General features: G+C 69.3%; 27 protein-coding genes. 14 read left to right on the top strand and 13 right to left on the bottom strand.

All coding sequences use genetic code 11. From position 1 onward, the window contains the following. Positions 1-39: 39 nt before the first annotated feature. The gene (locus ASC61_RS06400; protein WP_056210509.1) at positions 40-2,400 is read right to left on the bottom strand and encodes an ATP-dependent DNA ligase; all 2,361 of its coding nucleotides are present in this window, start codon (positions 2,398-2,400) and stop codon (positions 40-42) included. Between the two features lie 213 nt (positions 2,401-2,613). Between ASC61_RS06400 and ASC61_RS06395 the strand changes: the two genes are divergently transcribed. Together ASC61_RS06395 and ASC61_RS06390 are read left to right on the top strand one after the other, a co-directional pair. Beyond that, entirely contained in the window at positions 2,614-3,381 is a 768-nt protein-coding gene (locus ASC61_RS06395; protein WP_162243651.1) for a sigma-70 family RNA polymerase sigma factor, read from the top strand. Between the two features lie 108 nt (positions 3,382-3,489). Beyond that, on the top strand, positions 3,490-3,711 hold the full coding sequence (locus ASC61_RS06390) for a hypothetical protein (protein ID WP_056210507.1): 222 nt from the start codon (positions 3,490-3,492) through the stop codon (positions 3,709-3,711). On the opposite strand, the gene ASC61_RS06385 is transcribed toward ASC61_RS06390, so the two are convergent. Beyond that, positions 3,705-4,193, bottom strand: a complete 489-nt coding sequence (locus ASC61_RS06385) for a hypothetical protein (RefSeq protein ID WP_056210506.1) — start codon at positions 4,191-4,193, stop codon at positions 3,705-3,707. The two genes, ASC61_RS06390 and ASC61_RS06385, sit on opposite strands and share 7 nt — an antisense overlap. A gap of 170 nt (positions 4,194-4,363) precedes the next feature. Here ASC61_RS06385 and ASC61_RS06380 point away from each other — a divergent pair, with 170 nt between their 5' ends. Beyond that, the gene (locus tag ASC61_RS06380; protein ID WP_056210505.1) at positions 4,364-5,083 is read left to right on the top strand and encodes a GAF and ANTAR domain-containing protein; all 720 of its coding nucleotides are present in this window, start codon (positions 4,364-4,366) and stop codon (positions 5,081-5,083) included. Here ASC61_RS06380 and ku read toward each other — a convergent pair. Further along, a complete protein-coding gene (ku, locus tag ASC61_RS06375; protein ID WP_056210504.1) occupies positions 5,080-5,931 on the bottom strand; it encodes a non-homologous end joining protein Ku in 852 nt (283 codons plus the stop codon). The two genes, ASC61_RS06380 and ku, sit on opposite strands and share 4 nt — an antisense overlap. A gap of 76 nt (positions 5,932-6,007) precedes the next feature. On the opposite strand from ku, the gene ASC61_RS06370 reads away from it, so the two are divergent. From ASC61_RS06370 to ASC61_RS06355, 4 genes are read left to right on the top strand one after another with little or no spacing between them, the layout of a single operon-like run. Then, on the top strand, positions 6,008-6,877 hold the full coding sequence (locus ASC61_RS06370) for an SDR family oxidoreductase (protein ID WP_056210503.1): 870 nt from the start codon (positions 6,008-6,010) through the stop codon (positions 6,875-6,877). 24 nt (positions 6,878-6,901) lie between these two features. Beyond that, positions 6,902-7,174, top strand: coding sequence for a DUF7218 family protein (locus ASC61_RS06365; RefSeq protein WP_056210502.1), 273 nt, complete (start codon positions 6,902-6,904; stop codon positions 7,172-7,174). 1 nt (position 7,175) lies between these two features. Continuing rightward, the gene (locus ASC61_RS06360; protein WP_056210501.1) at positions 7,176-7,628 is read left to right on the top strand and encodes a DUF6328 family protein; all 453 of its coding nucleotides are present in this window, start codon (positions 7,176-7,178) and stop codon (positions 7,626-7,628) included. A gap of 39 nt (positions 7,629-7,667) precedes the next feature. Beyond that, the gene (locus ASC61_RS06355) at positions 7,668-8,312 is read left to right on the top strand and encodes a methyltransferase (RefSeq protein WP_056215372.1); all 645 of its coding nucleotides are present in this window, start codon (positions 7,668-7,670) and stop codon (positions 8,310-8,312) included. Here the strand turns inward: ASC61_RS06355 and ASC61_RS06350 are convergent. The 3 genes from ASC61_RS06350 to ASC61_RS06340 are packed head-to-tail and all read right to left on the bottom strand — an operon-like array spanning position 8,305 to position 10,567. After that, positions 8,305-9,006: a GAF and ANTAR domain-containing protein gene (locus ASC61_RS06350; protein ID WP_056210500.1), complete on the bottom strand. Its 702-nt coding sequence runs from the start codon at positions 9,004-9,006 to the stop codon at positions 8,305-8,307. The genes ASC61_RS06355 and ASC61_RS06350 overlap by 8 nt on opposite strands. 2 nt (positions 9,007-9,008) lie before the next feature. After that, positions 9,009-9,722, bottom strand: coding sequence for a GAF and ANTAR domain-containing protein (locus tag ASC61_RS06345; RefSeq protein ID WP_056210499.1), 714 nt, complete (start codon positions 9,720-9,722; stop codon positions 9,009-9,011). 41 nt (positions 9,723-9,763) lie between these two features. After that, positions 9,764-10,567 (bottom strand): SDR family NAD(P)-dependent oxidoreductase, encoded by an 804-nt coding sequence (locus tag ASC61_RS06340; RefSeq protein ID WP_056210498.1) that lies wholly within the window; start codon positions 10,565-10,567, stop codon positions 9,764-9,766. Between the two features lie 159 nt (positions 10,568-10,726). On the opposite strand from ASC61_RS06340, the gene ASC61_RS06335 reads away from it, so the two are divergent. After that, positions 10,727-11,899, top strand: coding sequence for a glycosyltransferase family 1 protein (locus ASC61_RS06335; RefSeq protein ID WP_235503501.1), 1,173 nt, complete (start codon positions 10,727-10,729; stop codon positions 11,897-11,899). On the opposite strand, the gene ASC61_RS06330 is transcribed toward ASC61_RS06335, so the two are convergent. After that, positions 11,896-12,627 (bottom strand): CatB-related O-acetyltransferase, encoded by a 732-nt coding sequence (locus ASC61_RS06330; RefSeq protein ID WP_056210497.1) that lies wholly within the window; start codon positions 12,625-12,627, stop codon positions 11,896-11,898. The two genes, ASC61_RS06335 and ASC61_RS06330, sit on opposite strands and share 4 nt — an antisense overlap. Before the next feature lie 69 nt (positions 12,628-12,696). On the opposite strand from ASC61_RS06330, the gene ASC61_RS06325 reads away from it, so the two are divergent. Genes ASC61_RS06325 through ASC61_RS06310 form a run of 4 tightly spaced genes read left to right on the top strand, consistent with a single transcriptional unit; the run spans position 12,697 to position 16,527 of the window. After that, on the top strand, positions 12,697-13,941 hold the full coding sequence (locus tag ASC61_RS06325; protein ID WP_056210496.1) for an NAD(P)/FAD-dependent oxidoreductase: 1,245 nt from the start codon (positions 12,697-12,699) through the stop codon (positions 13,939-13,941). A 12-nt stretch (positions 13,942-13,953) separates the two neighbouring features. Further along, positions 13,954-14,532, top strand: a complete 579-nt coding sequence (locus ASC61_RS06320) for a hypothetical protein (RefSeq protein WP_056210495.1) — start codon at positions 13,954-13,956, stop codon at positions 14,530-14,532. Between the two features lie 25 nt (positions 14,533-14,557). Continuing rightward, entirely contained in the window at positions 14,558-15,178 is a 621-nt protein-coding gene (locus ASC61_RS06315) for a Pr6Pr family membrane protein (RefSeq protein ID WP_056210494.1), read from the top strand. Beyond that, positions 15,175-16,527, top strand: coding sequence for a transaminase (locus ASC61_RS06310; RefSeq protein ID WP_082530491.1), 1,353 nt, complete (start codon positions 15,175-15,177; stop codon positions 16,525-16,527). The genes ASC61_RS06315 and ASC61_RS06310 overlap by 4 nt, the downstream gene beginning before the upstream one ends. Before the next feature lie 3 nt (positions 16,528-16,530). Here the strand turns inward: ASC61_RS06310 and ASC61_RS06305 are convergent, their stop codons facing one another. Genes ASC61_RS06305 through gabT form a run of 3 tightly spaced genes read right to left on the bottom strand, consistent with a single transcriptional unit; the run spans position 16,531 to position 20,665 of the window. Then, a complete protein-coding gene (locus ASC61_RS06305) occupies positions 16,531-17,892 on the bottom strand; it encodes an NAD-dependent succinate-semialdehyde dehydrogenase (RefSeq protein WP_056210493.1) in 1,362 nt (453 codons plus the stop codon). Positions 17,893-17,915: 23 nt separating this feature from the next. Next, positions 17,916-19,337, bottom strand: a complete 1,422-nt coding sequence (locus ASC61_RS06300; protein ID WP_056210492.1) for an NAD-dependent succinate-semialdehyde dehydrogenase — start codon at positions 19,335-19,337, stop codon at positions 17,916-17,918. Then, positions 19,334-20,665: a 4-aminobutyrate--2-oxoglutarate transaminase gene (gene gabT, locus ASC61_RS06295; RefSeq protein WP_056210491.1), complete on the bottom strand. Its 1,332-nt coding sequence runs from the start codon at positions 20,663-20,665 to the stop codon at positions 19,334-19,336. Before gabT ends, ASC61_RS06300 begins: the two co-directional genes overlap by 4 nt. 70 nt (positions 20,666-20,735) lie before the next feature. Between gabT and ASC61_RS06290 the strand changes: the two genes are divergently transcribed. After that, positions 20,736-21,629 carry a LysR family transcriptional regulator gene (locus tag ASC61_RS06290; RefSeq protein WP_056210490.1) on the top strand — a complete coding sequence of 298 codons (894 nt, stop codon included), beginning with the start codon at positions 20,736-20,738 and terminating at the stop codon, positions 21,627-21,629. On the opposite strand, the gene ASC61_RS06285 is transcribed toward ASC61_RS06290, so the two are convergent. Continuing rightward, positions 21,599-21,949, bottom strand: a complete 351-nt coding sequence (locus ASC61_RS06285) for a DUF3817 domain-containing protein (protein WP_056210489.1) — start codon at positions 21,947-21,949, stop codon at positions 21,599-21,601. The two genes, ASC61_RS06290 and ASC61_RS06285, sit on opposite strands and share 31 nt — an antisense overlap. A 55-nt stretch (positions 21,950-22,004) precedes the next feature. On the opposite strand from ASC61_RS06285, the gene ASC61_RS06280 reads away from it, so the two are divergent. Continuing rightward, positions 22,005-22,649: a hypothetical protein gene (locus ASC61_RS06280; protein WP_056210488.1), complete on the top strand. Its 645-nt coding sequence runs from the start codon at positions 22,005-22,007 to the stop codon at positions 22,647-22,649. A 121-nt stretch (positions 22,650-22,770) separates the two neighbouring features. Here ASC61_RS06280 and ASC61_RS06275 read toward each other — a convergent pair whose 3' ends face one another. Further along, positions 22,771-23,652: an SDR family oxidoreductase gene (locus tag ASC61_RS06275; RefSeq protein ID WP_056210487.1), complete on the bottom strand. Its 882-nt coding sequence runs from the start codon at positions 23,650-23,652 to the stop codon at positions 22,771-22,773. A 60-nt stretch (positions 23,653-23,712) separates the two neighbouring features. Continuing rightward, positions 23,713-24,081 (bottom strand): DUF4180 domain-containing protein, encoded by a 369-nt coding sequence (locus ASC61_RS06270; RefSeq protein WP_056210486.1) that lies wholly within the window; start codon positions 24,079-24,081, stop codon positions 23,713-23,715. Positions 24,082-24,098: the final 17 nt, after the last annotated feature.

Raw genomic sequence — 24,098 nt, 5'->3', positions numbered from 1 at the left:
TCTCCTCGTGTCGGGTTTGGGTTTCGATCGGTCGCAGCCTCACTCCAAGGCGACCTCCTGGGGCTTCTTGTCCGTGCGTATGCCGCGCCAGCTGGGCTGGCGGAGATGGCCACCGGCCGTCCACTCCGCGAACGAGACCTCACCGACCAGGCTGGGCGTCACCCACTGCGCGTCGCGGGAGATCTCGCGGGGGATGTCGCCGAACGGGCTGGTCTTGCGGGACAGCTTCGACAGCCGCTTCTGGAGGTCGGCCAACGTACGCTCGTCGAACCCCGTGCCGACCTTGCCGACGTAGCGGAGCCCGTCCTCGGTGGGGATGCCGAGCAGCAACGCGCCGATCTTGCCGCTGCGCGCTCCTTGGCCCGTGCGCCAGCCGCCGACGACGACCTCCTGCATGCGCTGGTGCTTGACCTTGGTCCACGCCGTCGCGCGCTTGCCCCCGAGATAACGGCTGTCGCGCCGCTTGGCCAGCACGCCTTCGAGCCCGAGCGTCTTGCTCGACTCGACAGCGTCCTCGAGCGACCCGTCGTAGGCCTTGGGCACCTCGACGACGTCGGCCGCGATCGCGAGCTGGTGCAGCGCCTCGCGCCGGTCGACGTACGTCCGGTCGACAAGTGATTCGCCGGCGGAACGCATCACGTCGAACACGAGGTACTTGACCGGCACGTCGCGGCGGGCCGCCTCGACGTCGGCCTCCTTGGTCAGTCCCATGCGCTGCTGCAGCCGGCCGAAGTCGGGAACCCCCGCGGCGTTGAGCGCGACGATCTCGCCGTCGAGCACCGTGTCGTCGAGCCCCAGCTCGGCCAGCGCGCTGACGACCTCGGGGTAGCCCGCGGTGACATCGTTCTCGTTGCGCGTGAACAGGCCGACGTCCTTGCCGTCGATCACGGCGACGGCCCGGATGCCGTCCCACTTCATCTCGAACGCCCAGTCGTCCTCGTCGTGGATGTCGCCCGCCGACCCGAGCTTGGCGAGCATCGGCGCGACGAAGCCCTTCTTCATCGACTTCGCGGGGGCCTTCTTGCGGGTGGGCTTCGGCGTGTCCATGAGGTGGATCAGCCAGTTCTTGCCGGTCTTGATCAGCGCGAACTTGCGGGTGCCGCCCAGTCCACCGCCCTTGCGGCCCGTGAGCGTCGCGATGACCTCCTTGCCGTCGCGCCACTTCTCGAGCTCGAACGTCCCGATGTCCCAGATCGTGACCTCGCCGCCGCCGTACTCGCCCTTGGGAATCGTGCCCTCGAACGTGCCGTACTCGAGCGGGTGGTCCTCGGTCTGCACCGCCAGGTGATTCTTCTTGGGGTCCGTCGGCGGCCCCTTGGGCAGCGCCCACGACACCAGCACGCCGTCGTGCTCGAGCCGGAAGTCCCAGTGCAGGCTGCTCGCGTGGTGTTCCTGGATCACGAAGGACTTTCCGTCGCCGGCTCCGGGCATCTCATCCGGCACCGGCTCGGGCGTCTTCTTGGCATCGCGCTTCGACCGGTAGGTCGCGAGCTTGTCGCTTGCGGGCTTCGGGCCGGCGAGCTCCGCCATGGGGTCCTTGCGGCGCTTCATGCGTTGCAGCACCTCGTCCATCGTGAGGTGCTGCAGGTCGTCGTTGAGCTCGCGCCACGTGCGGGGCACCGCGACGTACGGCTCGGTCCGCCCGCGCAACGAATAGGGCGCGATCGTCGTCTTGTTGGCGTTGTTCTGGCTCCAGTCGACCAGCACCTTGCCGCCGCGCAGGCTCTTCTTCATGGAGCTGACCACGAGGTCCGGCAGGTCGGCCTCGAGCACCTGGGCGAACTGCTTGGCGAACTGGTTGACGTAGTCGGCGTCGTGCTCGCCGTCGAGCCCGGCATACAGGTGGATGCCCTTGCTGCCGCTCGTCACGGGGTACGCGTCGAGGTCGAGCTCGCGCAGCAGCGCGCGAGCCCGCTTGGCGACCTCGACACACTCGGGCAGGCCTGCGCCCGGTCCGGGATCGAGGTCGAGCACGAGGTGGTCCGGGTTGAGCTTCTTGCCGCGGCTGTCGACCTTCCACTGCGGCACGTGCAGCTCGAGCGCGCCGACCTGCCCGGCCCACGCGAGCGCAGCCGCGCTGTCGAACACCGGGTAGGTGTTGACGTGGTCACTGTGCTGGATCTCCACACGCCTGATCCAGTCCGGCGCCGACGACGGCAGGTTCTTCTCGAAGAACACCTCGCCCGGCTGCTCGGCCGTGCCGACGCCGTCGACCCAGCGCTTGCGCGTCACGATGCGACCGGCGAGGTGCGGCAGGAGAAACGGCGCGATCTCCATGTAGTAGGAGATGACCTCGGCCTTGGTCGTGCCGGTCGACGGATAGACGACCTTGTCGGGATGGGTGAGGCGGAGGCGGTGGCCGGCGACCGACACGGTCTGGGTGTCGCTTTTGCGCGCCATCGGGCCTCCTCTCGCTCACCGGCTCGTACCCGGGGGAAACCGGGCGAAACGCGAGGGAACGCGCCGCACCGAGACGCTGATGGTTAGTTCGAACCATATCGACTAGTCAGTTGCGACCACGAGCCTCTTGCACTTCAGACTCCACAGTGCCATGGTGGGGGGACCGGTTGAGCAGAAGCCGGTTGACGGATCGAGACCCCTGGGGGTTTTACCGTGAACACTGCTCCCGCATTGGCGCAGCACGATGACACGCACGATTTGATCGAAGCGGCACGTCACGCCGACGATGCCGAACGAGAGCTCCTCGAGGACGAGGTGGTTCGTCGCCACCTCGGGCTCGCGCACCATCTGGCCGGGCGTTATGCCGGCCGGGGAGCCGACCGCGACGACCTGGCCCAGGTCGCCTGCTTCGCCTTGGTCAAGGCCATTCGTGGCTTCGACCACGACCGTGGTGAGTTCGTACCCTTCGCCACGGTCACCATCCTCGGCGAGATCAAGAAGTACTTCCGCGACTACTGCTGGGGCATCCGGCCCCCGCGCCGGATCCAGCAGATGCAGGCGGACATCTCCAGCGCGACCGAACGGTGCCTGCAGTCGGACTCCCGGCAGCCGGACATCGAGACGATCGCCGACGAGATCGACGCCGGCATCGACGACGTCCGGGAGGCGATGGCGGCACGCAGCTGCTTCTCGCCGACGTCGCTCGACCAGCCCGTACGCGAGAGCGGCCGGCCACTGGGCGAGACGATCGCCGGGGACACGTCCGACTACGAGTTCATTGACGACTGGGTCACGATCGAGCCGCTGTGCCGCGAGCTCGACGACGACGAGCGACTCCTGCTCCGGCTCAGGTTCGTGGAGGACAAGACCCAGCAGGAGATCGCGGAGATCGTCGGGGTGAGCCAGATGCAGATCTCCCGACGGCTCGCCAAGCTGCTGGCCAGGCTTCGAGAATCCGCGCTCGCAGCCGACGCCGCCTGACGATGGGCGGTCACCGATCCGGTGGCCGCCCATCTTCATGTCTTGGGTAGAGTGCAGTCGCCGGTTCAGCAGCAGCCGCTCCATCTTGCTGACCCGAGGAACGGTTTAGTGCAGCGCACCACCTTGACGTTTCGCCTGAGCGGCCCCCACATCCAGCGCGATCTGCTTCACGAGTTCGCCCTCCACCACGACGTGGTCGCGTCGGCGCTCGACGGCGACGGCACCGCCAAGATCGCCGTGCAGACGATCAGCTCACCCGCGGCACTGTGGGACGTACGCGCGACCGTCGGCATGTTCGACGACGGTGCCGTGGAGCTCGAGGCTCAATGACCACCGGAGTCGAGCGTGAACGGGCGGGTGACGAACGCGGGTGCGCCCACGGTGAGGTGGTCGGCCATCTCGTCCGCGACGGTGGCGGCCAGCGCCGCAGTCGTGCTCGCCGTCGAGGCTGCGATGCCGTCGGCGCCGAGCGGAGGGTGCAAGATCAGGGCGACGTCGTGGTGCACGCCGCACGCTCGGCACAGGTCGCGGACTCGCTCGGACTCCGCGTCGTCGTCGGTCTCGGGGCAGACGGCGACGACGTGCGAGCGAGGCGCCGGGGTGTCGGCCAGCTGCTTGAACGCCTCGGCGCCGGCCACGGTGTCGAGCCGCATGATCGCGTGTGTCACCGACTGCAACCATCCGGTCGCGACGGTGACCGAATGCGTCTTGCAGCCACGCTGGTCGAGGTGGTTGCTGAGGGCGTGATCGAGCGGATCGCTCCCGCCGAAGAGGGTGACGGTGGTTCCGGTGGAGCCCGGTCCCAGGATCATCGGGCATCCCCTTCCCGAGAATCGTGGAGCGGCACGGTGTTGCCGCCTCAGTGCGTCCGCGTGCTGCGGCCCTCGTACCCAGCGCAACTGGCAGCAAACACCGCACCCCAAGCGCTATATATTTCTGTCAGAGGGCGTTCCTCGTGAAGGGCCCGGTTAGGAGTACCCCGGTGGACAGTTCGACCTTCTTCTCACAGATGGCCCTCGACCTCCACGACGAGCCCACTGCTGAACGCACGGTCGAGCTGATCGCCGAGTACGCGCGGGTCGCGACGAGCTGCGAGGACGCCGGCATCATGCTCGTCCACGCCCGCAACCAGATCGAGACGGCGGCCGCCACCTCGCAGCGCGTCGGTGAGTCCCACAACCTGCAGATCGTGCACGACGAAGGGCCGTGCCTCGACGCGATCGAGGGTGAGGCGATCTATCAGTCCGGCGACGTCGGCAACGATCCCCGCTGGCTCAAGTGGGGCCCCGCCGTCGCCGAGCTCGGCATCCGGAGCGTGCTGAGCGTCCGGCTCGAGACACGGACGCGTCGTTACGGCTCGCTCAATCTCTACGCCGACCACGTCAATGCCTTCGACGACGACGACGTCGCGGTGGCGACGATCTTCGTACGCCATGCCGCTGTCGCGCTGGCCAACGCCCACAACGAGGAGGGCCTGCAGGTCGCGATCGACGCCCGCAAGCTGATCGGACAGGCGCAGGGCATCCTCATGGAACGCTTCGACCTCGAGCCCGACCGGGCCTTCGACTTCCTGCGCCGCCAGTCGCAGGCCCACAACGTCAAGCTGCGCTACGTCGCCGAGTGGGTCGTCGAGCACCGCAACTCACCGGACGCGACGTTCGAGACGCCGCAGCTGTCGCCCGAGCAGACCCCGGCGACCTAGCCGGCCTTCTTCTTGGCCGCCGGCTTCTTCTTGGCGGCGCTCTTCTTGGCCGGGGCCTTCTTGGACGCCTTCTTGCGGTCGACGCTGCGCTTGAGCGCCTCCATCAGGTCGACGACGTCGGCGCTCTCGTCCTCGGGCTGCTCGCCGAACGTGGCCTCGGTGTCGAGCGAGGCGCCCTGCTCGATCTTGGCCTCGATCAACGTACGCAGCTGCTCCTGGTAGTCGTCGGTGAACGCCGAGGGGTCGAAGTCCTCCGACAGCGAGTCGACGAGCTGTGCTGCCATGTCGCGTTCCTTCTGGCTGATGCGCGGCGTCGAGTCGAGCACGTCGAACTCGGGCTTGCGAACCTCGTCGTCCCACAGCATCGTCTGGAGGACCAGGACGTTGTCGCGGACGCGCAGGGCCGCGAGCCGGGTCTTCTGGCGCAAGGCGAACTGCACGATCGCGGTGCGGTCGGAGTCCTCGAGTGCCCGCCGCAGCAACGTGTAGGGCTTGAGCGCCCGCTCCTCGGGCTCGAGGAAATAGGCCTTGTCGAGCATCAGGACGTCGACCTGGTCGGCGGGCACGAACTCGACGACCTCGATCTCGTGGCTGCGCTCGGCCGGCAGGGAGGCGAAGTCCTCGTCCGTGAGCACGACGGTCTTCTCACCGTCGTCGTAGGCCTTGTCGATGTCCTCGTAGGCGACGACCTTGTTGCACACCTCGCACTTGCGTTGGTAGCGGATCCGGCCGCCGTCCTTGTTGTGGACCTGGTGCAGCGAGACGTCGTGGCTCTGGGTCGCGCTGTAGACCTTGACGGGCACGTTGACCAGACCGAAGCTGATGGCGCCCTTCCAGATGGATCGCATGCCTAAGTGAATCGCGTTGCCTCGTCAGATGCCAGTCATCGCGTTTAATGCCTCGAGCGGTGGGCACGTCCCGAGCATGAGTCACGACGACGAAGCACAGGCATTCCCACCTCAGCAGCAGGAGCCCCCGGGACTGACGAACGACATGCAGCCGGTGCCGGACCACGGCGAGGAGTCTTACCAAGGCCATGGCCGCCTCGAGGGGCGCAAGGCGCTGATCACGGGCGGTGACTCCGGCATCGGCCGGGCCGTCGCGATCGCGTATGCGCGGGAGGGCGCCGATGTGGCGTTCACGTACCTGCCCGAGGAAAAGGCGGACGCCGACGAGACGTCCGCTCTGCTCGACCAGGCAGGTCGCCAGCACGTCGCGATCGAGGCAGACCTGCGAGACCGCGAGACGTGCGACCGGGTCGTCGCGGACACGGTGCAGCAGCTCGGTGGGCTCGACGTGCTGGTCAACAACGCGGGGTTCCAGATGGCCCGCGAGGAGGGCATCGAGGAGATCACGGACGAGCGGATGGACCGGGTCTTCACGACGAACCTCTACGCGTTGTTCTGGCTGACCCGCGCCGCCGTGGCCCATCTGCAGCCGGGGTCGTCGATCATCAACAACTCCTCGATCCAGGCCTACGACCCGTCGAGCACACTGCTCGACTATGCCGCGACCAAGGCGGCCATCAACAACGCCACGGTCAACCTTGCGGCCCAGCTCGGGCCCAAGGGCATACGCGTGAACGCCGTGGCGCCGGGGCCGATCTGGACGCCTCTGCAGCCCGCGACCCAGCCCGTCGAGAAGGTCGAGAAGTTCGGCAAGGACACCCCTCTGGGGCGGGCCGGGCAGCCGGCCGAGGTCGCGCCGGCATTCGTGTTCCTCGCGTCCGAGCGCGACGCGAGCTACGTGTCCGGCACGGTGCTGGGCGTCACGGGCGGCAAGGCCGTCTTCTGAATCACTCGAAGGAAAGGAGCAGTCATGCCGGGCAAGAAGAACTCGAGCCTCAAGAACCCTGACATGTACGAGGACCTGCGCGAGGACGGCGCCTCCAAGGAGAAGGCGGCTCGGATCTCGAACGCCACGGCCCAGAAGGGCAGGTCCGAGTCGTCGGTCGGCCGCAAGGGCGGGAAGTCCGGGTCGTACGAGGACTGGAAGGTCGATGACCTCAAGAAGCGGGCCAAGGAGCTCGGGCTGAAGAACTACTCGGGCAAGAACAAGTCGGAGCTGGTCAAGGCCCTCCGCAACCACTGAGGTGGCCGCGTCCTCGCAGCAGGGCAAGCTCGACCGCAACTGGCAGGAGCTCCTGCAGGAGCTGCGGGTCGCGCAGACCGGTGTGCAGATCCTGACCGGCTTCCTGCTGACGTTGCCGTTCACCCCTCGCTTCGAGGACCTCGAGGAGTCGCGGCACGCCGTGTATGCCGCGGTGCTGTGTTGTGCCGTCGCCGCGACGTTCCTGCTGATGACGCCGGTCGCCCTGCACCGCGCGCTCTTCCACCGCCATGCCCGGCCTTGGCTCGTCGAGGCCGCCCACCAGTCATCGCGGTGGGGTCTTGGCACCCTCGCTCTCGCGAACGTCGGAGCGGTGTGGCTGATTCTCGACGTGGTGGCGACGGGCTGGGTGGCTTGGCTCGTCGCGGCGTTGATCGCGCTGTTCGTCCTCGTGACGTGGGTCCTGGTGCCGGCCCGCGAGGTCAAGATGGACTGAACCGGTTTGCCGGGCGTGGTGCCGGGGTATCCGGCGGCGGTGACCGTTGACGTCGAGCAGGTGCGCACCGAGCTGATCGAGTTCGGATCGCTGTCGATCCAGTACGACGAACGGGTTCTTCGGCCCCGACGGTGGACCACCGCCCAGTCCGCGTGGGCATCAGCGCTGCTGCGCACCGCCCCTGACGGTCCCGTGCTCGAGCTGTGTGCCGGCGTGGGGCACATCGGCCTGTTGGCGATGGTCGGTCAGGATCGTCCGCTCGTGCTCGTCGACTCCTCGGACGTCGCCTGCGAGCACGCGGCGGCGAACGTCGAGCGGGCCAGCCTGCCAGGTCCGGTCGACATCCGGTGCGGGCAGATGGACGACCTGATCGCCGACGAGGAACGGTTCGCCCTGATCATCGCCGACCCGCCCTGGGTGCCGAGCGGGGAGACGGGCGAGCATGTCGACGACCCGCTCCACGCGATCGACGGCGGCGCGGACGGCCTCGACCTCGTGCGTACGTGCCTGGAGATCGTCGGCGGGCATCTCGCGGATGACGGATCGGCGGTCCTGCAGCTCGGCGGGCTCGACCAGGTCGCCGCGGTCAGCGACCACCTCACGGATCACCCGGAGCTCGGCCTGCGACTGGCGGAGCACCGCGCGTACGAGGACCGTGGCGTGCTGGTGCTTCTCGTCAGGTGAGCCGGTCGCGCTGGGCCTGCTCGATGACCGACTGCGCGGTCGCCGTGAGCGTCTTGTCGTCGTCGGACGCGCGCCGCAACAGCTCTTCGTAGGCCTCGGCCATGTCGGTGCCGCGCAGCTCGGCGAGGACACCCTTGGCCTGATCGATGACGATGCGCGTGGTGAGCACGTCCTGGACCCGGCGCCTGACGGTGTCGAGATCGACCTTGTCGGTCTGCACGATCAGGAGGGTCGCGAGGTCGGCGAACGCCTGGGCGACGGTCTCCTCCTCGGCGGTCAACGGGACGTCGCTGCGGCGGAACAGCCCCATCGCGCCGAGCGCCACGCCGTGCCAGCGCAACGGTGAGGCATGCACCGCCTGGAACCCGGAGTCCTGCATCCGCCGGCCGAACACCGGCCACCGGTCCGTGAGCTCGGCGCCGTGGGCGTTGACGGGGACCCCGGACTCGTGGGCCTCGACACACGGGCCCTCGTCGAGCTGCGCCTGGTGCATCTCGAGCTCGACCGCAGCGTGGCTCGATGCCGCGAGCAGGTCGAGCTGGTCGTCATCCTCGACGAGGATGCCGCTCGCGTCGACCTTCAGGACGTCGGCGCCGCTGGCGAGGAGGGCAGCCAGGAACCCGGCGATGTCGGTCTCGCCGACCAAGGCCGCTGAGGCCTTGGCCAGTGCGTCGGCGGCGCGCGATGCCTCCATGGTCAGTCCCCCTCGATCGTGAAGTCGCGGAAGTTGATGCGGCGGCCGACGATGTCCTGGGCGATCTCCGCCAGCGAGGTGTTGCGCGCGAACGCCTGAGCGCGCAGCAGGGCCATCGCGTCCTCCGTGCGTACGCCCACCTGCGCCACGATCATGCCGGTGGCCTGGTGGATCTTCGACCGGGTCGCCCACGCCTCGTGCGAGACCTGGTCGCTTCGTCCCACGCGTGGGTCCTGCAGCAGGGCCGTGCCGACCGTTGCCCCGAGGAAGCGCGCCGACACCAGGTCCTCCTCCTGGTCGGGCCCGCGGCGATGCAACGACAGGACGCCGAGCACCGAGAGCTCGGCGCGCAGCGGCACGGCGACCAGGGTGCCGCGGAACCCGAGGTCGATGAGCCGGTCGGAGAACAGCGCCCAGCGGTCCTCGTTGCCGTCGCCGAGCCGAGCGACCACGACCTCCCCGGAGTGGGCGGCGTCGAACGACGGCCCCTCGCCGACGACGTCCTGGAGGTCGTCGAGCTGGGCCGAGAGCTCGTCGGTGGCATGCACCATGAGGCGCCCGTTGCCGGCGTAGTCCAGCGTCATCGCAGCGCCCTCGGCCTCGAGCAGCTGGCGGCCGGCCTCGCAGAGCCTGGCGGTCAGCGACTCCTCGCGGTTGAGCGAGGCCAGCACCGTCGCGAACCTCGCGAGAGCCCGCTGGTCGTCGGTCTCGGACATCCTCGGCCTCTCAGGTGGGTTCGGTTCGTCTGACTCTACGCTCAGGCGTCGTCGGGCGGCTCGGTCATCGACCGGTGCACCTTGGCCGCCACCGCGTCGGGCAGCACGCCGGCGGCAGCGGCCTGCATCTTGTTGCGCCAGCCGGTCACCACGTGGTCGTCGCCGGACATCATCGCGGCGAATCCCGCCTTGGCGACGTCGGCGGGATCGTCCTTGGGCCCTTCGGCGACCTTCGTGCCATCCATCCCGGCGCGGTCGAAGAACTCGGTGTCGGTCGGGCCCGGCATCAGCGCTGTCACGGTGACGCCGGTGTCCTTGAGCTCCTCGCGCAGACCCAGCGCGAACGACTGGATGAACGACTTCGACGCGGCGTACGTCGTGTAGAACGGCCCGGGCATCTGCGAGGCGACGGACGAGGTGAACAGGAGCCGGCCCGTGCCGCGGCCGACCATGTCCTTGGCGATCGACCGGCCGAGGTGCACTGCTGACACGATGTTGAGTGCGATGAGCCGCAGGTGCTCCTCGAGGTCGGTGTCGATCAGCCGACCGTGCACGCCGATGCCGGCATTGATCGCAGCAGCCTCGAGGGACCGGCCCTGCTGCGCGAGCAGGTCGATGACCATCTCGTTGCCCGACCGCGTCGCGAGGTCCGCACGCACCGGCTGGACGTCCGCCTGGTCGCTGAGCTCTGCGGCGATGTCGAGGACACCCTCGTCCTCGGCCACCACCATCAGGTCGAAGCCGTTGCGCACCATCTCCCGTGCGAGCTCCTCGCCGATTCCACTGGACGCCCCGGTCACCAACCCCAATGGCCTGCCGCCCGCTCCTTCGTCTTCACGCTCCATGTCTCTCTCCCTCAGTCTTGAGCCTCGGGTGACTGCTACCCGGTTGGCCGTACGCCATGCGCTGACCGATCGCCGGACGCATGTCGGGCCGGTTTCGGGGTACGTCGGCCGGTGGTGCAGCAGGTCGCCACCCCGGACTCACTGAGAAGAAGGGCCCCGATGCCGACCGCCCGCCGCCCCGTTCGCACGGAGCGACTTGCGCGCCCTCGACGGCCTGACCGGATCAAGGTCGCCTCGGTGCCGGCCGCGCACCCGTACGTCCGCCATCTGTCACCGGTCCACGAGGACAGCGGCACCCCGCGGGTCCTGCGGCTCAAGGATCCCGATCCGCGCAACCCCAGCCGGGTCACGCTCTCGAAGTGGTGGCCGCCGGTCATGCTCGAGCCGTCGTGGGTGCGCCGGCACCAGGCCGAGTTCGACGTCTTCCACCTGCACTTCGGCTTCGACGGTCACGCGCCCGATCAGCTTGCCGATCTCGTCGAGACGCTGCGACACGTGGGCAAGCCGTTGGTCCACACGGTGCACGACCTGCGCAGCCCGCGCCAGGCCGAGCGGGAGGAGCACGACGCCCGCCTCGACGTGTTGATCCCGGCAGCTGACGCGTTGATCACCCTCACACCGGGCGCCGCCGCCGAGATCGAGGAACGGTGGGGTCGTCAGGCCCTGGTGCTGCCGCACCCGCACGTCGTCAACCTGACCACGATGGAGCGGATGCACCGGCGCCGGCAGACCCCGGACCACAGCCATCGCCCGTTCACGGTCGGCCTCCGGGTCTCGAAGCCGCGGCCGGGCGATGACCCGTTCACGCTGCTGCCCGCGCTCATCCGCGCGGTGCGGGCCCTGCCCGGCGCGATCCTGCAGGTCGATGCCCATCCTGACGTCCTGGGGCCGTCGGGCGGGCGGCTCGACGCCGACCTCGCCCGGCAGATGCAGCGCTCGGACCATCGCGTACGGGTGAGGGTGCGGGAGTTCTTCAGCGACGCCCAGCTGTGGGACTACCTCGCCGGTCTCGACGCGTCGGTCCTGCCCTACCGGTTCGGGACGCACTCGTCGTGGCTCGAGGCGTGCCGCGACGTCGGGACCGCGGTCGTGGCGCCGAGCTGCGGCTACTTCGCCGACCAGGCCCCGGTCTTCCGGTTCGGCATGGACGACCGTGGTCTCGACGAGGACTCACTGGTCGACGCCATCCGCAGGGCGTACGAGCAGTGGCCCGTCGAGCCGGTGCCGGTCGAGGATCGGATCGAGCAGCGCCAGCAGCTCGCCGCGGCGCACGCTCGTGTCTATCTCGACGTGCTCGCGGGTGAGTCGGCACGCGACCGCGTGGACTCCTAGCGGACGTACCAGCGCCGCTTGCGCTTCTGGGGCACCGGCTTGCGGACCTCGACGAAGCCCGGCTCGTACGGTTCGAGGCCGGCGTCGACCTTGGGGCGCAGCTGCCGGACCGCCTCGGCCGGGTCGTCGTACGGGATGCCGCTGAGCTGGTTGGGCGAGAAGCGCCACCACGCCAGCGCCTGCAGCTCGTCGCGCAGGTCGTCGGCGACGCGGGGACGGATGACCTTGGCGGGGATGCCACCGGCGATCGAGTAGGCCGGGACGTCCTTGGTCACGACCGCGTTGGCGGCGATGATCGCGCCGTCCCCGATCTTGACTCCGCGGAGCACCACGACGTTGGCGCCGATCCACACGTCGTTGCCGATGACCGCCTGGTCGCCTGCGACGCTGCGGAACGACTGCCGCCCTCCGGCCTCGGGATCGATGACCTCGGTGGCGTCGGCGGACGGGTGCCAGCCCCAGGTCGACGTGCGGTACTGGAACGCCGAGACGCTGAGCCACGTCGTCGGGTGGCCCGTCGCGCCGAGCAGGCTGCCGGGGCCGATCTCGCAGTAGCGGCCGATCGACGCGGCCTGCGCCTCGACCTCGCGGCCGAGCTCGGTGAACGCGCCGATGTGGGTCTTGGAGCGGATGACGAATGGGCCGAGGAAGCGTACGGGCGGCTCGACGAACAGCCGTGATGAGCCGATGTGCTGCACATGCCCTGCGCCGCGGGTGTGCTCGTCCACGTGTCCTCCTCCGGTCCGGCTCAGGGTATCGACTGCCTCACGGCGGCGCCGCACCCGCACAATGGACGGATGGAGTCTCCGGAGCACGTCGTCGTCGTGGGCGCCGGCATGGTCGGGCTGTCGGCGGCGTGGTTCCTGCAGGCCGAGGGCGTACGGGTGACAGTCGTCGACCGGGCCGGTGTGGCGGCCGGTTCGTCGTGGGGCAACGCCGGCTGGCTCGCTCCGGCCCTGACCCTGCCACTGCCGGACCCGGCGATCCTGGCCGGCGGCATCAAGGCGACGCTCAAGCCGTCGTCCCCGGTCTACGTGCCCGTCAGCACGAACCCGCGGCTGCTGAAGTTCCTCGTCGACTTCGCCCGGCACTGCACGACTCCACGATGGCGTGCCGCCATGACGGTGTTCGCGGAGGCGAACCGGCAGGCGTTCGACGCGTTCGACGAGATCGCCGCCGGCGGGCTCGCCGAGCCGACCAAGGCCGCCGAGCCGTTCCTCGCCGCGTTCGCGTCCGAGGAGGACCGGCAGACCCTGCTCGACGAGTTCGACCACGTACGTGAGCTCGGCGTCGAGACTCCGGCAGAGCTGCTCGATCGCGAGGCCATGCACGCCCTGGTGCCCGCACTCGGCGACGCGGTGACCTGTGGCGTACGCCTGAGGGACCAGCGATTCATCAACCCGGGCCGCTACGTCAACGCGCTGGCCGACGCGGTGCGGCAGCGCGGGGCCGAGATCCGGACCGACGTCGACGTCCGTGACGTCAGGGAGTCGCCGTCGGGCGTACGCCTGGAGGTCGCCGGTGGCGAGCCGCTGACTGCGGACGCCGTCGTGATCGCGACCGGGACATGGCTCGGCTCGCTGGCGCGTGACGTCGGCGTCAGGACGATCGTGCAGGCCGGTCGCGGCTACAGCTTCACGGTGCAGCCCGAGCAGATGCCGGTCGCCCCGATGTACTTCCCGGCGCAGCGCGTCGCCTGCACGCCGCTCGGCGACGGCCTGAGGGTCGCCGGGATGATGGAGTTCCGCAAGCCCGGAGCACCGCTGGACCCGCGGCGCGTCAAGGCGATCATCGACGCGGCCTCACCGATGCTGACCGGCGTCGACTGGGCGGCCCGCACCGACGAATGGGTCGGCTCGCGACCGTGCACGGCCGACGGCCTGCCGCTCATCGGGCGCACGAAGTCGTCTCGCGTGTTCGTGTCGGGCGGGCACGGCATGTGGGGCATCGCGCTGGGTCCCCTCAGCGGCAAGCTGCTCGCCGCCCAGATGGTTCGCGGCGAAACGTCGAGCCTGCTGTCGAGCTTCGACCCCCTGCGCTGACAGGATGTAGCCATGACTGACGCCACGCAGCGGTTTGCCCTGCGACAGAAGATCACCCTGATGGTCAACCGCTACGAGCTGCGCCCGATCGGGCCCGACGGCACCGAGGGCGCGCTGGTCGCGTTCGCGGAGCAGAAGCGGATGGCCTTCAAGGAGCAGGTCACGTTCTTCACCGACGAAACCAAGACCCAGCCGGTCTTCGGCTTCAAGGCTCGTCAACGCCTCGACCTCGGGGCGACGTACGACGTGACGGATGCCCAGGGCAACCCGATCGGGGAGTTCCGCAAGGACTTCAAGAAGTCGCTGCTGCGCTCGACCTGGCATCTCTCGACGCCCGACGGTCTCACCTCGATGGGCCAGGAGCGCAACGCGGCGATCGCGATCATCCGCCGGTTCGTCGACATCCCGTTCCTGCTGTTCCACTTCGACTTCACCGCGTCCGACGGCCAGGTCATCCTGTCGTCCCAGCGTCAGCGCTCGTTGCGCGACCGCTATGAGCTGACGGTCCCGGTGCTCGCCAACGGCTGGCAGCTCGACTGGCGCGTCGCGGCCGCGATGGGCGTCGCGCTCGACGCGTTGCAGGCTCGCTGACGTCGGACGACGCTATCGTCGGGGCGTGACCCGACTCTGGCACGGCGCGATCGCCGCCCTGGCTGCCTTCGCCCTCGTCGGCCAGACGGTCCTCACACTCGATCGCGACCGGTCGCTGGTCAACCTGTTCAGCTACTTCACGGTGGAGTCCAACATCCTCGTGATGGTCGCCGCTGCGCTGATCGCCGTGCGGCCCGACCGGGGCGGCTCGGCGTTCGGGATCCTGCGCCTCGGCAGCCTCGTGGCGATCACGATCACGGGCATCGTCTATGCCACGGTCCTGGCCGGCAACGGCGCGTTCACCGGCGTCGAGTGGTGGTACGACAAGATCTTCCACTACGCCGTCCCGGCGCTCTCCGTGCTCGGCTTCCTGCTGTTCCGTCCGCGGACACGGCTCGACCGCGGTGCCTTGTGGTTCCTCGTCTGGCCGCTCGCCTGGCTGGCCTACACGCTCATCCGAGCCGGGGTGTCTGACCCCTCCTATGCCGTCACGAGCGAGCGCCGGGCGCCGGTGCCGTACGACTTCCTGGACGTCGACCGGCACGGCGGTGGGGCCGTCGCGGTCGCGTGCGCCGTCGTGCTGATCCTGGCGCTGGGCCTCGCGTGGGGCTACCTCACGCTGAGCCGACGAGAGGTGGACGCATGATCGACAGGGGCCGATTGACAGCGCTGCTGGAGCGCGAGCGAGCGGTCTTCGCCGACCGCAACCCGACGTCGGCGCGGCACTACGCCGAGGCCACGCACCTGTTCGGCCGCGTGCCGATGACGTGGATGAACAAGAACGCCGCCGGCTTCCCGCTCTACGTCGATCGCGCTCGGGGCAGCCGGGTCTGGGACGTCGACGGGCACGAGTACGTCGACTTCGCCCTCGGCGACACCGGAGCGATGGCGGGCCACTCCCCGCAGCCGACGCTCGACGCGGTCGCACGCCGCATGTCCGACCTCGGCGGCCTCACGACGATGCTGCCGACGCCTGACGCCGAGTGGGTCGGTGCCGAGCTGACCCGGCGGTTCGGGCTCTCGCGGTGGAGCTTCGCGCTGACCGCCACCGACGCTAACCGGTGGGCCATCCGGCTCGTCCGCGCCCTGACCGGTCGGCCCAAGATCCTGGTCAACGCCTACTGCTATCACGGGAGCGTCGACGAGTCGCTCATCGTGGTGGGCCCCGATGGTGAGGGGATGATGCGACCGGGCAATGTCGGCGCACCGGTCGACGTGACCGAGACGAGCCGGGTCGCGGAGTTCAACGACCTCGACGGGCTCGAGCGCCAGCTCGCCCACGGCGACGTCGCCGCCGTGCTGATGGAGCCCGCGCTGACCAACATCGGCATCGTGCTGCCCGACGACGGCTACCTCGCCGGCGTACGCGAGATCACCCGTCGCCACGGCACGCTGCTGATCATCGACGAGACGCACACGTTCTCGGCCGGCCCCGGTGGGGCCACGGCGCTGTGGGGCCTCGAGCCCGACGTGCTCGCGATCGGCAAGGCGATCGGCGGCGGCGTGCCCTGTGGCGCGTACGGGTTGTCGGAGGAGCTCGCCGTGTCCGCTGAAGGACGTACGGACCTCGACCTCGTCGACATGGGCGGCGTTGGCGGCACGCTCGCCGGCAACCCGGTGTCGGTGGCAGCGATGCGCGCGACGCTCGAGCACGTGCTGACCGACGACGCGTTCGCGCACATGGTCGCGACCGCGTCGGCGTTCACGACTGGTGTCGAGGCAGCGATCGCCCGGCACGGCCTGCCGTGGTCGATCAGCCAGCTCGGTGCCAGAGCGGAGTATCGCTTCGCCTCGCCGGCGCCGCGCAACGGCACGGAGTCGGCCGCGGCCGCCGACGAGGACCTCGAGGACTACCTGCACGTCTTCCTCGTCAACCGCGGCATCCTGCTGACGCCGTTTCACAACATGGCGCTGATGGCGCCGACGACGACACTGGCCGACGTGGAGCGCCACCACGCGGTGTTCGAGGACGCGCTCACCGACCTGCTGGCCTAGTCGTCAGTCGGCGATGAAGAACATCCGCTTGTTGACGAACTCGTCCATGCCGAGCGGGCCGAGCTCGCGGCCGAAGCCGGAGCGCTTGACGCCGCCGAACGGGATCTCGGCACCCTCGCCGGCTGTCGTGTTGACGTTGGCCATGCCGACCTCGAGCCGCTGCGCGATCTTCTCCGCGCGGGCCGGGTCCTTGGAGAACACCGCACCACCCAAGCCGTACGTCGTGTCGTTGGCGAGCTCCAGGGCTTCCTCGTCGCTGCCGACCTTGTAGACGACGGCGACCGGGCCGAAGAGCTCCTCGGAGTAGGCCCGCATGTCCTTGGTGATGCCGGTCAGGACGGCGGGGGTGTAGTGCGCGTCAGGTCCGTCGCTCAGGACGCCGCCGGCGTGCAGGGTCGCACCCTTGCTGACGGCGTCGTCGACCTGCTCGGCGAGCGTCTCGGCGGCGCGGCGGGAGGACAGCGGCGAGAACGAGTCGATCGCGAGCGCCTTCTCGGTGAGCTTGCCGACGAAGTCGTCGAACAGGTCGTCCATGACGATCATGCGCTTGTTGGAGTTGCAGGCCTGGCCGGTGTTGTACATCCGGAAGTCCCAAGCGTTGTCGACGACCTCGTCGAGCTTGTCGCTGTCGAGCACGATCATCGGATCGGACCCGCCGAGCTCGAGCACGCACTTCTTGAGGTTCTTGCCGGCGATGCTGGCGACGATCGCGCCGGCGCGCTCGGACCCGGTCAGCGAGACGCCCTGGATGCGCGGGTCGCTGATGATCGTCTCGATCTGCTCGTGCGACGCGAACACGTTGACGTACGCGCCCTCGGGGACGCCGGCGTCCTTCATGATCTGCTCGACCGCGAGCGCCGACTTCGGCACCGACTCGGCGTGCTTCAGGATGATGGTGTTGCCCAGCATCAGGTTGGGCGCCGCGAACCGGGCGATCTGGTAGTACGGGAAGTTCCACGGCATGATGCCCAGCAGGGGGCCCACCGGTAGCTTCTGCACGACGGCCTTGCCGCCGGAGAACGTCTTGATCGGCTGGTCGGCGGCCAGCGTCGGACCCTCGGTGGCGAAGTAGTCGAAGATCGCCTGGCAGAACTCAGCCTCCTCGACGCCCTCACTCACCGGCTTGCCCATCTCCTCGTTCGCGATCGCGGCGAGCTCGTCGGCGCGCTCGGCGAACAGGGCGGCGACCTTCTTGACGACCTCGCCGCGCTCGGTGATCGGCACGTCCTTCCACGAGGCGTACGCCTGCGTGGCTCCCGAGATCGCCGCCTCGATGTCGGCGTCGGTCGCGGTGTCGAACGTCTCGACGACGTCACCCGTCGCGGGGTTGACGACCTGGTAGGCGGGTCCGGATGTCGTGGTCATGTGCTTCTCCTCGGGTGGTGGACCTAGGGCCAGTCGATGCTGAGGTACTGCGTCTCGGTGAACTCGTCGAGTCCGGCGCGGGCGCCTTCGCGTCCGAGGCCGCTCTGCTTCATGCCGCCGAACGGTGCCGATGGATCCGAGACTAGCCCGCGGTTGATGCCGATCATGCCGGCGTCGATCGCCTCACCGATCCGCATCGCGCGCTGGAGCTCGCCCGCGAAGACGTACGCGGCGAGGCCGAACTCGGAGGCGTTGACGAGGCGCAGCATCTCGATCTCGTCGGTCCAGGTCACGATCGGGGCGACCGGGCCGAAGATCTCGGTGGTGACGATGTCGGCATCGGCCGGTACGTCGACGAGCACGGTCGGCGGGTAGTAGTAGCCCCTGCTGTCGGGCACGTCGGCGCGGTGGCTGATGCGGGCGCCGGCGGCGATCGCCGAGTCGACCAGCGCGGTGACGCCGTCGACGGCCTTGGCGGAGATCAGCGGCCCGATATGGGAGCCCTCGGCCGCGGGGCCGACCGTGAGATTCTCAACCTCGGCGCCGAGCTTGGCCGTGAACGCGTCCGCTACATCGGCGTGCACGTAGAACCGGTTGGCCGCCGTGCAGGCCTGGCCGCCGCCGCGGAACTTCGCGATCATGGCGCCGGCGACGGCGGCATCGAGGTCGGCGTCCTCCGTGACCACGAGGGGCGCGTTGCCGCCGAGCTCCATCGACGAGTTCACGACCCGGTCGGCGGCCTGCTTGAGCAGCACGCGGCCGATCCCGGTCGAGCCGGTGAACGAGATCTTGCGGACCCGGGCATCGGCCATCCACGTCGACACGACCGTGGAGGCGTCGGTGGTCGGCACGAGGTTGACGACGCCGTCCGGCACTCCGGCCTCGACGAGCAGGCGGGTCACCGCGAGCGCGGTCAAGGGGGTCTCGGAGGCGGGCTTGAGCACGACGGTGCAGCCGGCGGCGAGGGCCGGAGCGATCTTGCGGGTCGCCATCGCGGCCGGGAAGTTCCACGGCGTCACGAGTGCGGCGACGCCGACGGGCTTGTGCGTCACGACCGTGCGGGTGCCGCCGGCCGGGGAGACGCCGTAGTCGCCCCCCGTGCGCACGCCCTCCTCGGCGAACCAGCGGAAGAACTCCGCGGCGTACGTGACCTCGCCGCGGGCATCGGACAGCGACTTGCCGTTCTCCGCGCTGATCAGCGCGGAGAGCTCGTCGATGTCGCGGATCATCAGCTCGTACGTGCGGCGCAGGATCTCCGACCGCTGGCGCGGCGGCGTCGCGGACCAGGCAGGCAGCGCTGCCGATGCGGCGTCGACCGCGGCGGTCGCGTCGGCGGGACCGCCGTCGGAGACCTGGCCGATGACCGTGCGATCGGCCGGGTTCTCGACGTCGAACTCCCCAGCGGAGCCGGGCAGCCACTCACCGCCGATGAACACCCCGTTCATGCGTTGTCCTTGAAGGCAGCCGCGACGACGTCGAGCCCTTCGTTGAGCAGCTCGTCGCTGATGGCCAGCGGCGGCAGGAAGCGGAGCACGTTGCCGTACGTGCCGCAGGTCAGCACGATCACGCCCGCGAGGTGCGAGGCGGCCGCGATGGCGTTGGTCAGCAGCGGGTCGGGCTCGTCGGTGCCGCTCTTGACGATCTCGACGGCGATCATCGCGCCGCGCCCGCGTACGTCACCGAGGCGGTCGTCGTCGGCCTGCAGGCGGTGCAGCCGGTCGAGCATGAGGCGCTCGATCTGGCGCGCGCGCTCGACGAGTCCGTCAGCCTCGATCGTCTCGATCGTGGCGAGGGCAGCGGCGCAGGCGATGGGGTTGCCGCCGTACGTGCCGCCGAGGCCCGACACGTGCGCGGCGTCCATCATCTCGGCGCGGCCGGTGACCGCCGACAGCGGCAGACCGCCGGCGATGCCCTTGGCGGTGACGATCAGGTCGGGCACCACGCCGTCGTGCTCGCAGGCGAACATCTCGCCCGTACGCGCGAAGCCGCTCTGCACCTCGTCGGCGATGAACACGACGTTGTTGGCGGTGCACCACTCGGCGATCGCCGGCAGGAACCCTTCAGCGGGGACGATGAAGCCGCCCTCGCCCTGGATCGGCTCGATCACGACGGCGGCGAGGTTGGCGGCGCCGACCTGCTTCTCGATGTAGGTGATGGCTCGCCGTGCGGCGGCGGCACCGTCGACGTTCTTCTCGTCGCGGTACGGGTAGGACAGCGGCGCCCGGTAGACCTCGGGGGAGAACGGTCCGAAGCCGCTCTTGTAAGGCATCGACTTGGCGGTCATCGCCATCGTCAGGTTGGTACGCCCGTGGTAGGCGTGGTCGAACGCCACGACGGCCTGCTTCTTGGTGTGTGCGCGCGCGATCTTGACGGCGTTCTCCACCGCCTCGGCGCCGGAGTTGAACAGTGCCGAGCGCTTGTCGTGGTCGCCCGGGGTGAGCCGGTTGAGCGCCTCGGCCACGGCGACGTAGCCCTCGTACGGCGTGATCATGAAGCAGGTGTGGGTGAACGCCTCGACCTGCTCGCGGACGGCATCGACGACCCGCGGAGCGCTGTTGCCGACCGTCGTGACGGCGATGCCGGAGCCGAGGTCGATGAACGAGTTGCCGTCGACGTCCTTGACGACGCCGCCGCCTGCCTCGACGGCGAACACCGGCATCGTCGTGCCGACGCCTTGGGCGACCGCCGACTTCTTGCGGGTCATCAGCTCCCGCGAGCGGGGCCCGGGGATCGCGGTGACAAGGTTGCGGCGTTGCTCGAGCGAGGCAGACATGCTCCGATTCTCGTCGCCGCTGGCTATGCCGTCCAATACTCAGTTCTCATCGAGGCTATGCTCTTGAGGCATGGAGTTGCGGACGCTCGGCTATTTCGTCGCGGTGGCCGAGTCCGGCACGGTCAGCGCGGCTGCCGACGCGGTTCACGTGACGCAGCCGGCGATCTCGCGGCAGATCCGCCAGCTCGAGACCGAGCTGGGGGTCGAGCTGTTCGTCCGGTCGGCCGGACGATTGCAGCTCAGCGCTGCGGGGCGTCAGTTCCTGCCCCACGCACAGGACGTCCTGCGGCGAGCTGACGGCGCGCGCAACGCCGCGAGGTCGTACGCCGCAGGGCGGCTCGAGCGCATCACGATCGCCGCGCCGACGACGACGTTGACCGACGTCATCGCGCCGTTCCTGGCCACGCTCGGGCCGGACGACCCGATGCCGACGGTGATCGAGTCGGACCCCCGCGAGGCGTACGACGCGTTGCGGCACGGCGCCGACCTGGCGATCGCGACGGAGCCTCCGCCGGCCCGGCTCGCGAGCGCGGCCCTCGCGGTGCTGCCGGTCTGGGCGTACGTACGGGCGGACCACCGGTGGCACGAGCAAGGCTCGGTACGCCTCAAGGAGCTGGCGGCCGAGACGGTGCTGGCTCTGACCCCGGCGTTCAAGCCGCGACAGATCCTGGACCGGGCGCTGGAACGTGCGCGGGTGTCAGCGCCATCGGTCGTGGACTGCAGCAATCCGCAGGTCGCGCAGGCGCTCGCCGCGGCGGGGCGGGGTGTTGCGGTCGTCTCGGACGATCCGCGTTTCGGACTGCACCCGCTGGAGATTCTCGGGCGTGACGGACCGCTGCGCATCGAGCTGTTCGCGGCGTGGGAGCCGGGCCATCACGCCGCGACGACGCTCGACGAGCTCGCGGCTCGGCTGCGGGACTTCTGCGTCGAGCGCTACGGAGCGGACGTCGCGCCAGCGGACTGAGGCTCGCTGAGCAGCCCCTTGCGGTCGGCGACGACCTCGAAGAGGGCTGTGAAGAACGGCGGGATGCTCGAGCCGAGCGCGAGCAAGAAGGTCTTGGTGGTCCAGCCGAATGCCTTGCGTGCGACGAACGTAGTGATCACGAACAGGATGAAGATGACGCCGTGGATCATGCCGGCGACCGGGACGCCGCCCTCGCGCAGGCCGAAGGGTTCGGACTCGGTGACGTACTTGCAGAACATGGCCGACAGCAGCAAGGCCCAGGACACGGCCTCGGCGACGGCGATCGTACGAAAGGCGGTGCGGACGGTTGAGGGATTCACGCCCCCACGCTACCCGCGTAACGCCAAGGCAATGTGGGCCAGTGACAATGGTCATATGGCCTTCCTGCTGCGCGTCGAGCTGCCCGATGTGCCCGGTTCGCTGGGTGCACTCGCGACGGCTCTCGGTGGGGCCGGGGCGGACATCGAGGCGATCGAGATCGTCGAGCGGCGTCCCGATGGCCGGGTCGTCGACGACGTGCTGCTGGAGCTGCCGGCGCGGGTCATGCCGGACGCTCTGATCACGGCGTGCCACCAGCTCGAGGGCGTCAAGGTTGCCTGGATCTCCCGCTACAACGCCGGCGCCAACCTCAGCATGGACCTCGAGGCGGTCGAGCGGTTCACCGAGGATCCGACGCAGGCGATCGACAACCTCGTCGAGGTCATCCCGGCGACGTTCCGCACGGACTGGGCGATGGCGCTGCACCGCGTCGACGGCGACGCGGCGATCATGGCCAAGTCCTCGACCGCCCCCAAGCTCGTCGCGGAGGCGTCGGGGTGGCTCGGCATCCGCAAGTCCAAGGTGCTGCGCGAGGTGCCTGAGTGGGACTCGACGGTGCTCGCCGCCTCGCCCGCACGCGATCGCCGCGGTGACGGCTTCGTCGTCGTCGTGGGCCGGCACGGCGGCCCGGAGTTCCTCGCCTCAGAGCTCGCCCGGCTCGGCCACATGGTCTCGCTCGCCGCGTCGGTCCAAAGCCGTTGACGGTTTACCAAGAGGTCAGGGCAATCTGCACTCCGCACGGCAAGCTGCCACTTCGCAGGGTGCGCGCGCCTTGGTGAGTGGCGGTTTGCCCTGACCTCTTGGTAAACCGCCAACCCCCCGACTAGTCCTTCGGCTTGGTCTCCGGGACGTGGGCGTGGTGGAAGCGGCCGAGCGCGTCGACCTCCTTCTCCATCTGCGGGACGGTCTTGCGGGCGAGCCGCTTGAGCACGGGCCACGCCAGCGGCGAGTTGGTCAGCGCCTTGGTCCAGTTGGCGAGCAGCACGCCCTTGGGCACGTACACCCGGCTCTTGCGCTTCGCGAAGCCCTGCAGGATCAGCTCGACGCACTCCTCGACGCTGGTCGTGCTGTTGGCGGGATAGGGCAACTTCTTGCGGATCGCCCGGAACGACGGCAGGTCGTGCTCGGCATTGCGCACGATGTCGGTGTCGATCCACGAGGGGTGGCAGATGCCGACCCCGATGCCGAGGTGTGCGACCTCCTGCTTGTACGCGAGGGCGAGCGACTCGGCGCCGGCCTTGCTGGCGTTGTAGGACGCCAGACCCGCGAGCGCGGTGAACGAGGCCAGCGACGCCACCACGAGCGCGTAGCCGTTGGTCGCCGCCAGGTGCGGCGTCGCGTGCTTCAGCGTGCGGAAGACGCCGTTGATGTTGATGTCGACGACCCGCTCGAACGCCGCGTCGTCGATCTGGCGCACGGTGCCGTACGACGCGATGCCGGCGTTGGCGAGCACGAAGTCGATACGGCCGAAGTGCGCGGCTGCGGCGTCAACCGCAGCGGCGACGGCGGCGGAGTCGCGTACGTCGGCCTCCCACCATGCAGCGGCGTCGCCGAGCTCGTCGGACAGCTCGGTGAGGAGCTCGGGCTCCAGGCCCACGAGAGCCACCCGGCCGCCCCGCTCGACGAAGCCGCGGGCCACGCCTGCGCCGATGCCGCGTGCAGCGCCGGTGACGAGCGCGACCTTGCCGGTGAAGTTGTCAGTCATCAGATCAAGATACCGCCGGTATCTGGAATAAGCCACTCCCAATGTCACATACGACGAGGGTCACATGCGCAGCCGTTCCTCCAGCGCCTCGAGGCTCGGCTCGAACCAGAGCTGGCTGCCGCGGTTGGACTCGGCGACCCACGCGGCCAGCGAGACGCTGTCGGCCACGCGCGTCGAGATGTCGCCCACGATCGCGAGCCGCAGACGGTAGTTCACGTACTTCTGCGTGACCTCGCCGGCGAACCCGGTCCGCAGCTCGAAGAAGTCGTCGGTCAGGCGTACGGCCGGGATGACCACGAGCTCGACCTCACCCCATGCCGCGTCGCCGATCATCTCGGTGGCGGCGTCGATCGTGTCGAGGGGTGGCCCGTCCCCGGACAGGACGAGTGCCGGTGTGCCGTGGATCGTGGTCAGCTCGCGGTCCGCCATGGCACGACGATATCGAC

Source organism: Aeromicrobium sp. Root344 (assembly GCF_001425755.1).
Taxonomy (GTDB): Bacteria; Actinomycetota; Actinomycetes; order Propionibacteriales; family Nocardioidaceae; genus Aeromicrobium.
Note: the sequence above shows the minus strand (reverse complement) of the source record. Positions and strands in the feature narration are given on the sequence as shown.